Annotated in this window: 8 protein-coding genes and 1 pseudogene; all 9 read left to right on the forward strand. The window is 47.2% G+C overall.

Annotated elements, in window-relative coordinates:
• Positions 1-51 precede the first annotated feature (51 nt).
• Complete coding sequence (gene nuoG / locus NQX30_06485) at positions 52-2370, forward strand: NADH-quinone oxidoreductase subunit NuoG (protein ID MDM5148013.1); 2319 nt, start codon at positions 52-54, stop codon at positions 2368-2370.
• Positions 2370-3425, forward strand: coding sequence for an NADH-quinone oxidoreductase subunit NuoH (gene nuoH, locus NQX30_06490; protein ID MDM5148014.1), 1056 nt, complete (start codon positions 2370-2372; stop codon positions 3423-3425). Before nuoG ends, nuoH begins: the two co-directional genes overlap by 1 nt.
• Positions 3426-3492: 67 nt before the next feature.
• Positions 3493-3855, forward strand: coding sequence for a TM2 domain-containing protein (locus tag NQX30_06495; protein ID MDM5148015.1), 363 nt, complete (start codon positions 3493-3495; stop codon positions 3853-3855).
• A 181-nt stretch (positions 3856-4036) separates the two neighbouring features.
• The gene (locus NQX30_06500; protein ID MDM5148016.1) at positions 4037-5329 is read left to right on the forward strand and encodes an FAD-binding oxidoreductase; all 1293 of its coding nucleotides are present in this window, start codon (positions 4037-4039) and stop codon (positions 5327-5329) included.
• A 120-nt stretch (positions 5330-5449) separates the two neighbouring features.
• On the forward strand, positions 5450-6448 hold the full coding sequence (locus NQX30_06505; protein MDM5148017.1) for an ABC transporter substrate-binding protein: 999 nt from the start codon (positions 5450-5452) through the stop codon (positions 6446-6448).
• Positions 6449-6518: 70 nt separating this feature from the next.
• Positions 6519-7337: an ABC transporter ATP-binding protein gene (locus NQX30_06510; GenBank protein ID MDM5148018.1), complete on the forward strand. Its 819-nt coding sequence runs from the start codon at positions 6519-6521 to the stop codon at positions 7335-7337.
• Between the two features lie 232 nt (positions 7338-7569).
• Positions 7570-8256, forward strand: a pseudogene (locus tag NQX30_06515) (ABC transporter permease subunit).
• Positions 8257-8406: 150 nt separating this feature from the next.
• On the forward strand, positions 8407-8916 hold the full coding sequence (nuoI, locus tag NQX30_06520) for an NADH-quinone oxidoreductase subunit NuoI (protein ID MDM5148019.1): 510 nt from the start codon (positions 8407-8409) through the stop codon (positions 8914-8916).
• 24 nt (positions 8917-8940) lie between these two features.
• Positions 8941-10094 (forward strand): hypothetical protein (locus tag NQX30_06525; GenBank protein ID MDM5148020.1); only part of this gene is annotated, 1154 nt, incomplete at its 3' end.

Below are 10094 nucleotides of genomic sequence, written 5' to 3' on the forward strand. Positions count from 1 at the left end.
CTTGCTCAGCATCAAAACAGGATTGTCGAGCAAAGTTAAAATCAAATAGCGATGGATATTTCACTACAAATTAATGGTCAAACGATTAGCGTACGAGAAAACGCCACCATTATGGAAGCGGCAACACAGGCCGGCATTTATATTCCACATTTTTGTTATCACCCCAAACTTTCCATTGCCGCCAACTGCCGCATGTGCCTAGTGGATGTAGAAAAGTCGCCTAAACCGTTACCAGCCTGTGCTACTACAGCATTAGATGGCATGGTCGTGTGTGTCGACTCACACAAAGCAAAAGAAGCGCAAAACAGCGTGATGGAATTTTTGCTCATCAATCATCCGCTAGATTGCCCTATTTGCGATCAAGGCGGCGAGTGCCAATTGCAAGATCTTGCTGTTGGCTATGGCATGTCAAAATCCCGCTATACCGAAGAAAAACGAGTAGTAATTGAAAAAAATCTAGGCCCACTCATCTCCACTGATATGACACGCTGCATTCACTGCACCCGCTGTGTACGCTTTGGCCGCGAAGTCGGTGGCGTGATGGAAATGGGAATGACGGGACGTGGTGAACACGCTGAAATCATGCCGTTTGTAGAACGCACTATCAATTCCGAATTATCTGGCAATATGATTGATGTTTGCCCAGTTGGCGCACTCACCTCCAAGCCATTTCGTTTCACCGCACGCCCGTGGGAACTCACCAACAAACCCAGCATTGCCGCACATGATTCGTGGGGCAGCCGTTTGCTACTACAAGTTAAAAATGGCGAAGTCAAGCGTATCAAACCGGCAGAAACGGAAAATATCAATCAGTGCTGGCTCAGCGATCGTGACCGCTTTTCTTATTTAGGATTGGGTGGCAAACGTTGCGACACACCACTAGAACGTGCGACCGACGCCCGTCGGTTTGAAAAAGTCAGCTGGGTGGCAGCAAAAGAATCTTTCACGCAACGATTACATGCCACCATCAAACAATATGGTGCTGACAGTATCGGCTTTTTTGCTTCTCCTCACACCACCCAAGAAGAATTATTTTTATTACAAAAATTAGCGCGTGGTATTGGCTGCGAAAATATTGACAACCGCCTGCGACAACGAGATTTTTCCGCCGCCGACATCAACGGCTATGGTTTTGAAATTAAAAACATTGGTCGCGCCGGTGCTGTACTCTTTGTTGGTGCCGAACCAGCGCGCGAGCTACCACTATTACCGGTGCGTTTCCGCAAAACCTCTGGCAAACGCCGAGCAATGTCCATCGGCGCCGTAGATATTGGCAACCAAATACCACTGGCAGCACAACACCTTTCTCTCCCCTCAGCAATTGTCGAACAATTGCGGAAAATTAATAGTTTTTTAAAAATAACCGCTTCCAGAGAAAATAGCCTGTTTACTGATTGTCCGCAACCGCTGCGTCATATTGCCGAGCAACTACAAAATGCCAAAGGCGCCAAACACCTTTTGCTAGGAGATGCCGCGCTTAGTGCCGACAATGCCGGCGATATTGTGCAACAAGCGCATCTATTAGCAGAAGGCGTCAATGCTCAAGTAGGGACACTCAGTTCCGGAGCCAATGGTACCGGAGCTGCATCGGCTGGCTTCCGTCCGACAAATGGTCTACATACCGCCGCCATGTTGCGCGATAACTTGCGGGCAGTAGTGCTTTACAACTGTGAAGCAGAAGATTTTGCAGAACAATCGCTGGCACGAGAAATGCTAACTAACGCCAATTTTGTCGCCGCATTCAACACTCATACCGACGGCTTGAGTGATTACGCCCACATCCAACTACCTATTGCAGCAACTGCAGAAAACGAAGGCACCTTGTTTAACGGTGAAGGCACCGCGCAATTATTTGATGCCGCCGCCAAACCACCGGGACAAGCTCGCCCGGGTTGGAAAATATTACGACTGTTCGGCGAAGCACTAGGCATAAGCGGCTTTGATTTTTCCACTTTAGAAGAGGTACGGCAACTTCTTTCTAGAGAAAACAAAACATCCAGTGTAGCAACAGATTCAACGCCGATTACGGCTGCCGCTACCGGCCAGAAGAACGCTGGTTTCGAGCTGGTCGGTGGTACTAGCATTTATAACACTGACATACTAGCGAGACGCGCTAGTGCGCTACAAAAAACAGCTGCTGGCCGCGCCGCCACCCACGCGTATTTTCACCCCGATGACATGCAGACACTTGGATTAATTGAAGGCGCAGCGGTAAGGCTTACGGATGCTCATTGCGCGTGGGAAACCGTCGCCCACGCTGACCAACGGCTGGTACGCGGTGTCATACTGGCATACCCGCCAACTTTGCGCGCCACACGCAACATCCATGCCGAAGCAATTACTACGGCAAACACCGCCGCAGCCAATTAATGCACGACTGGCTACACACTCTTTTGTCGCCACTTTTAGGTAATTACGCTCTATGGGCGACAATATTCATAGATACTCTACTCAAAGTCGTTGCCATTGTCGCCCCGTTAATGCTCTGTGTAGCCTACTTGACCTATGCCGAGCGGCGCGTTATCGGCGCGATACAACTGCGCGTCGGTCCTAACCGCGTCGGCCCGCTAGGACTGTTACAGCCCATCGCTGACGCGTTAAAATTATTATTGAAAGAAATTATTCTACCAACGGATTCCAGCCGCTTTCTGTTACTTATCGCACCCGCCATTTCACTAGCAGCGGCTTTGGTAGCGTGGGCGGTAATCCCTTTCTCGCCCGGCGTAGTGCTCGCGGATGTTAACGCCGGTCTATTGTTTGTTCTTGCCGCCACATCTGTAGGAGTGTACGGCGTCATCATTGCCGGTTGGGCTTCCAATTCAAAATATGCTTTTTTGGGCTGCTTACGCTCTGCGGCACAAATTATTTCCTATGAACTAGCAATGGGATTTGCCTTAGTCACTGTGCTCATGGCGGCCGGCAGTCTCAACTTATCTGATATCGTTAACGGTCAACAAGGTCCCACGTTACTGTCGTGGTACTGGTTACCGTTGCTGCCGATGTTTATCGTATATTTTATCTCCGGCGTTGCCGAAACTAACCGCGCACCGTTTGATGTCGCCGAGGGCGAATCAGAAATCGTTGCCGGCTTTCATGTGGAATATTCCGGCATGGCTTTTGCTATTTTCTTTTTGGCCGAATATGCCAACATGATACTCATCGCAGCTTTAACCGCCCTCCTCTTTTTGGGCGGCTGGTTACCGCCATTTAATATAGTCCCATTTACTTGGTTACCCGGTATTTTTTGGCTATTTTTCAAAATCGCTTTTTTGTTATTTTGCTTTTTATGGTTTCGCGCTACTTTTCCGCGCTATCGTTATGACCAAATTATGCGGCTAGGCTGGAAAATATTTATACCACTCACCATCGCTTGGCTCATCATTGTTGCAATATGGATGCAAACTCCACTATGGTTTTGGAAATAGCTAACAACTTAAATTAAATAGAATATTCCGTATTACAATAGAGTATGCTATTCGCCGTCAACGTCGTATGAAAACAACTTTCAAAGCTTATATGATGGCACTCGTCGGTATTCTTTTGGGCATTGTTGGGCTACACCGTTTTTATTTAGGAATGAATTTCACTGGCGCCTTAATGCTATTACTGTTTGTTGGCGGTGTGGCGTTTTTTGCTATCGGTTACGCGCATTTACTCACACCGTTGTTACAACAACTCAGCGTCAGTAATGGTGACTTCACGCAATTACCCCCCAACGGTCTTTTTGATGAAGAAACTAAGGGCTGGTTTGTCGGCGGCGGTCTACTGATTGCCGCATCACTTTGCTGGTTGGCTGTAGATTTAATATTAATGCCATCACTCACTACGCAAGCAAATCGTCATCAATCCAACTAGCAAGGGTATGGTTTATTTTGTGGTTGAAACACACTAATCACTGCTCTACTTTGGAATAATTCCGTCCATACCGTTAATACAGATATCGATTATAGCCAAAGCTGTGTTATTGAACGTTCATTTTCCTCTCCAGTACGGCACTGTCCGCTACCTATAACTCGTGGATAAACCACCCGTCACAATGATGGAACCGCGCTCGTTATGGGCAGTGACTGCCGGAAACGATGTCGTTACCGTTCCCCTAAGCGGTGAACGACACGCCGATGTGGTAGTAGTCGGCGGTGGCTTTACCGGTTTGCGCGCTGCTTTGGAAACAGCAGCAAACGGCGCCGACACAGTCGTGTTAGAAACAGCGTGTGTCGGTTGGGGCGCATCTGGGCGTTCCGGCGGACAGGTTAATCCACTGCCACATAACACACCCGAAATTATTGCCAAACAATTGCCAGCAGCGGTCGCGCAGAATTTTGTACAAACAACAATGCGAGCCGCAGATGATTTATTTGAATTTATTGATCGACACGGCATTACTTGCCAGGCACGACAAAATGGCTGGCTACGAGTAGCACATAATTCACGCGCTGCAGCAACGATGCGGCGCGATTATGAAAGCTGGCGGCTTGTGGGAGCGGATGTAACACTATTAGAAAAAAATGCTTTAGCTGATTATGTCGGCAGTGATTTTTATAAATTAGGGCTATTATTCAACCGCGGTGGCTGCATTCAACCATTGGCCTATGTGCGTGGGCTAGCGCGCTGCGCGCAAAGGGCGGGAGCCGTCATTCACACTGACAGTCAGGCAGTAAGCATCAAACAAGTTAATGAAAAATGGATTGTTAGCACCGCCGACGGACGCATCGTTGCTCGCTCTGTTATATTGTGCGTCAACGGCTATGTTGACGCCTTGTATCCACCGCTAGCACGCTCAATTGTGCCGTTGGTTTCTATTCAAACAGCAACAGTGCCGTTGCCGGAAGAAATCATAAAACACGTATTACCGCATGATCAAACCATTGCTGATACACGACTACAGATTTTTTATGGTCGACGCGAACCTGACAACCGAGTAATTTTTGGCACTTTGGGACGAATGGACCGCAATGGACGATTATCAAATTTTGACGCCTTACAAGCGACAGCAACTGCCGTTTTTCCGGCATTAAAAAATACACGGTGGGAATATGAATGGGGCGGTTGCTTAGCCAAGACCGCCGACTATCTTCCGCACTTACACGAATTGGCGCCGGGGTTGCTCGCCGGACTGGGATATAACGGACGTGGGGTTGCCATGGCACAAGTGATGGGACTGGCATTAGCCAACCGAGTCCTCGGACAGTCAAACGACTTGTTACCGACAGCCCCATTACAACCCTATCCTTTTAGCGGATTAACAAAATTGGCAATTAACACAGGATTGAGCTGGATGACACATTTTGACCGCCTAAAAAAACCAGCACTGGCAACTCCCAAAAGCTAGTGAATAAAATTAACCATATTTATTCATATTCATTAAAAACAGTATACAATCCATTTGAGAGAAAAGGCGACATGTTTGCATAGTGCCTTTAAATTTTTGTAAAACTATTAGGAGAAAAAAATGAAACTTAATAAAATCAAATCTCGCATGATTGGTGCGCTCACGGTAGCCTGTTTGTTGGCACCTGCGAACGCTGCCTTGGCGCTGGATGAAATTACCGTTGCTTACTTTTTGGAGTGGCCTTCGCCAAATTTACTCCACAAAGCTGACGGGCGTTTTGAAAAAGAAATGGGCGTTAAAGTCAATTGGCGCGCTTTTGGTAACGGCAACGAAATGACCGCCGCTATGGTTTCCGGAGATGTACAGATTGCTTATTCTCAAGGGTTAACTCCTTTTGTGGTCGGCGTCACCAAAGGGGCACCGCTAAAATTAGTAAGTGCCGCAGTGTCATATGCCGAAAACGACAATTGTATTGTCCACAAAGATTCCGGTATCACTCAAGCCAACGCCAAAGAACTAGAAGGTAAAAAAGTAGCTAGCCCTATCGGTAATGTTACCCACTACAAAATGTTGAAAACTCTTCAACACTTAGGCGTAGATACTAACAAAATCAATTTATTGCAGATGAATCCACCAGATGGTGCGGCAGCCTTAGCTCGCGGTGACGTGGCCATGGCATGCGGTTTTGGCGGTGCTTTGCAGCGCATGAAAAAATTTGGTTCTCCACTCATGACCGCCAAAGAACAGGAAGCCATAGGCATTCGCGTCTTTGACATCGTGTCTGTCACTAATGACTTTGCTCAAGATTACCCTGACTTAGTGGTGAGCTTCTTGCAAATTACCGAAGACGCTAACAATCTATTTCGCACTAACCCATCAGAGCATATGCCAGTTATCGCCAAAGAATCTGGTCAAAACTTGGATGATGCATTAAGCATGATTAACTTGTTTGAATTCCCCACCCGCGACGAACAATTGTCTGACGCTTGGATGGGCAAAACGGTCAATGCTTTCGTCAACGAAGTAGCAGATTTTTATGTGCAAGAAGGTTCACTACCCAAAGCGTTGGACGATTACAGTGTGACTATGGATGACTCCTTCATACGTCAGGTGAAATAAATTCTGCTTATATTTATACAACATTAGCAACAATATGAATCGTTCATGTCTAATTGTGGAGCAAATCTCCATGATTTATCAAACGCCCGACGGCGGCAAAGTAGAAGCGTTGCGTGATATATCGTTTCAACTTAATCCAGGTGAAATTCTCACCATATTAGGACCGTCGGGGTGTGGCAAAACAACGTTGCTTAATATTTTAGCAGGGTTTCTTGCACCAACCAGTGGTCGCGCTATATTTGGAAATGATGAGATTAACTCTCCAAGCTCAGACCGAGCAAAAATTGACAATCTCATTACTGGTCCAGACCCGTCGCGTGGCATGGTATTTCAGCAAGGAGCTCTGTTTGAATGGCTTAACGTGTCAGAAAATATCGGCTTTGGCCCGAAAATGCGCGGCGTTCCTGCCGCCGAAATTTCCTCCAAAGTTGAACATCTTCTGGACACTGTTGGTCTGGGCGGTTTTGGCGACAAAGCCATTTATGAATTGTCGGGCGGCATGCAACAGCGTGTCGCCTTGGCACGTTGCCTAGCAAACGAACCTGAGCTTATTCTCATGGACGAACCGCTGGGCGCATTGGACGCACTAACGCGCGAAAAAATGCAATCACTGATTCTAAAATTATGGCGTGAAACTGGAAAAACTATTGTGCTTATCACCCACAGTGTGGAAGAAGCTTTGTTTTTAGGTGAGCGGCTATTTGTGATGGCACCGCGTCCTGGACGCATTGAAAAGCAATACCAATTACCGTTTGCCGAACGTGGGCTCAATGAAAGCCTACGTGACATCAAGGCAACAAATGAATTCTCTGATAAGCGTGATGAAATACTCGCTATGATATGGGAAATGGAAGAAGAAATAATGGGGCGTCAGGAAGCTAACGCCTAAATCTGAAAATAGGGAAAGAAGAGAGAGCGAGATAATGTCCGACAGCCCAAAAAACACTTTTGTCACCCTTGTCACCCAGATAGCAGCCAAACTCGGTATTGTCCAGACTGGTGAGACGGCACGTAAAACCGTCACATTTGGCGATCCTTCAGCAGCGCAAGGAGGACGTTTTTGGAGTATTTTTTCTGTCACAACACTATTCGTATTGTGGGTACTATCAAGCTTTTACGATTGGGTTGATCCGCTGTTTTGGCCATCCCCTGTTGCCGTATGGAAACAATTTATCACTATTTCAACAGAAGGATTTCGTAATTTTAGTCTCTTAGAACACATCGGCGCATCACTGTATCGTATTCTCGCCGGCTTTGGACTTGGTTGTATAGTGGGTATCCCACTTGGATTTTCTATGGGATTATCGCGCAGCATGCGTGGTATGTTTGATCCGATAGTGGAATTTTTTCGCCCTATCCCGCCATTGGCCTTTATTCCACTGGTTATTATTTGGTCGGGAATCGGTGAGCGTTCCAAAATTTTATTGTTATTTTTGGCAGCGTTGTGGATCATGGCACTGGCCGCCCGTGCTGGTGTTTCCGGTGTCAAATTGTCTAAAATTCACGCTGCTTATACGCTTGGTGTCAATCGTCGGCAGTTGCTATTTAGAATCATTCTGCCTAATGCCTTACCAGAAATTTTTACCGGTATGCGCGTTGCCATGGGAGTCTGCTGGGGCACAGTTGTCGCTGCCGAGTTAGTCGCTGCCGAATCCGGCGTAGGCTTCATGATTATGGTCGCCAGCACTTTTTTGTCCACCGACATCGTGGTGATGGGTGTTGTCGTCATTGGCATTATCGGTTATGCCATCGACATCTTCATGCGCAAGCTGGAAGAAAAATTGATTCCATGGAAAGGCAAAGGTTAACCGCCTCACGGTTTTTTCTTCGCAACGCACTTTAACTAATTACGACAAAGTAATTAGTTATCAATCCTAATTCAATTCATAGCACCGATAATTTTCTAGCAAATTGTTCCGCAAGCCTTTGTAATACGCATTCTGCGGTAAAATTAAAATATGCACATTGCAAACAAGTATTCAAAGAAAATAAAGCAATATTTTTCCTCTCTGCTGCTGCTGGATTTGTGCCGCGGACTGACGTTGACATTCCGCCACTTGTTCCGCCGAAAAATTACCGTACACTTCCCCGAAGAAAAAACGCCACGTAGCGATCGCTTTCGCGGTCTGCACGCACTCCGTCGCTACCCGAGCGGCGAAGAACGCTGTATCGCCTGTAAGCTGTGCGAATCGGTCTGTCCAGCAATGGCCATTCATATTGAATCTGATGCGCGCGATGATGGCAGCCGTCGCACTACTCGTTACGACATTGACCTCACTAAATGCATTTTTTGTGGCATGTGTGAGGAAGCCTGCCCCGTTGACGCTATTGTGGAAACACATGTATTGGAATACCACGGTGAACGACGCGGTGATTTGTATTACACCAAAGACATGTTGCTGGCTATCGGCGATCGTTATGAAACCGAAATTGCTGCCGCCCGTCACAACGATTCTGCATACCGCTAATTTGCTTGTGGTTGCCGTTGTTCTATGAAACGTCACTTTTGTCTTGTCGCCAGCTGTTTGCTTGTTGTCTTTGCCGGCTTAGCACAGCCTTTCCCGAAAAACACACCTTCGGAGCAAATAACAGAAAATAATCTACTGCGAATGGAACGGCAACTAAATGAGCGCGAAGCACTCAACACTGCCAGACTTGAAAGTATGGAATCACGGTTGGCAGAATATAACCGCTATTTAGATCGGGTGCTGCTCATTTTTGGATTGTCTGCGCTATTTCTGTTTATTTTGATGAGCAATTACCAACGCGCTCAAAACCGACTGAGCAGCGAACGCACTCGGCAGGCAACGCGCGAAGCGGAAGCCTTAATCGCTGATATTCGCCGTGACATGTTGCGCCCAGAAATGGAATTTTTGCGAACTGGTCATTTTTTACGACAATTCATGCGCCGTCTACGTGATAAACGAGCGACTGTCTCCGATGAGACCGCCACCCAAATACGAAATTTTTCCGCCGACCCGCATTTGCCGGCGGCACTGCATTACATGGCAAACGCTTTGGCAGCAGAACACGACGGACAATGGCAAAACGCGCTGTTATTTTTGGAACAATTGCGGCAATTAGAGTCCGATGACCCGGACATATTGTTGCATTTATCTCATGCACATGAAAACATCGCCCCTCGCATCACGGACGTAAACGAACGTAAACGACACCGGCAATTATCTGCTCAATACTACGGTCATTTTGTGGCAGCTATGAATATCCAAGAATACGGAGAAAGACTTCCACAGCCACCGGCAACGGACTCCATAGACACACCTACCCCTCAAATTACCGCCCCTTCGAAAAATACCGTTGATAAAAATGTCGTGCGGCCCACACCGACACCACTTACTGCCAAATTACCTGCACCTAAAGCAGCACCCATTGCCCAACTGCCAACATCTCCACCGGCGACGGAATCCACAAACACACCTACCCCCCAAATTACCGCCCCTTCGAAAAATACCGTTGATAAAAATGTCGTGCGGCCCACACCGACACCACTTACTGCCAAATTACCTGCACCTAAAGCAGCACCCATTGCCCAACTGCCAACATCTCCACCGGCGACGGAATCCACAAACACACCTACCCCCCAAATTACCGCCCCTTCGAAAAATACCGTTGATAAAAATGTCGT

The sequence above is a fragment of the Candidatus Persebacteraceae bacterium Df01 genome, from assembly GCA_030386295.1.
Classification (GTDB): Bacteria; Pseudomonadota; Gammaproteobacteria; order Tethybacterales; family Persebacteraceae; genus Doriopsillibacter; species Doriopsillibacter californiensis.

Excerpts from the sequence above, each read along its gene's own strand:
- nuoG (MDM5148013.1), top strand. The coding sequence starts at position 52 with ATGGATATTTCACTACAAATTAATGGTCAAACGATTAGCGTACGAGAA.
- nuoH (MDM5148014.1), top strand. The coding sequence starts at position 2,370 with ATGCACGACTGGCTACACACTCTTTTGTCGCCACTTTTAGGTAATTAC.
- NQX30_06495 (MDM5148015.1), top strand. The coding sequence starts at position 3,493 with ATGAAAACAACTTTCAAAGCTTATATGATGGCACTCGTCGGTATTCTT.
- NQX30_06500 (MDM5148016.1), top strand. The coding sequence starts at position 4,037 with ATGATGGAACCGCGCTCGTTATGGGCAGTGACTGCCGGAAACGATGTC.
- NQX30_06505 (MDM5148017.1), top strand. The coding sequence starts at position 5,450 with ATGAAACTTAATAAAATCAAATCTCGCATGATTGGTGCGCTCACGGTA.
- NQX30_06510 (MDM5148018.1), top strand. The coding sequence starts at position 6,519 with ATGATTTATCAAACGCCCGACGGCGGCAAAGTAGAAGCGTTGCGTGAT.
- nuoI (MDM5148019.1), top strand. The coding sequence starts at position 8,407 with ATGCACATTGCAAACAAGTATTCAAAGAAAATAAAGCAATATTTTTCC.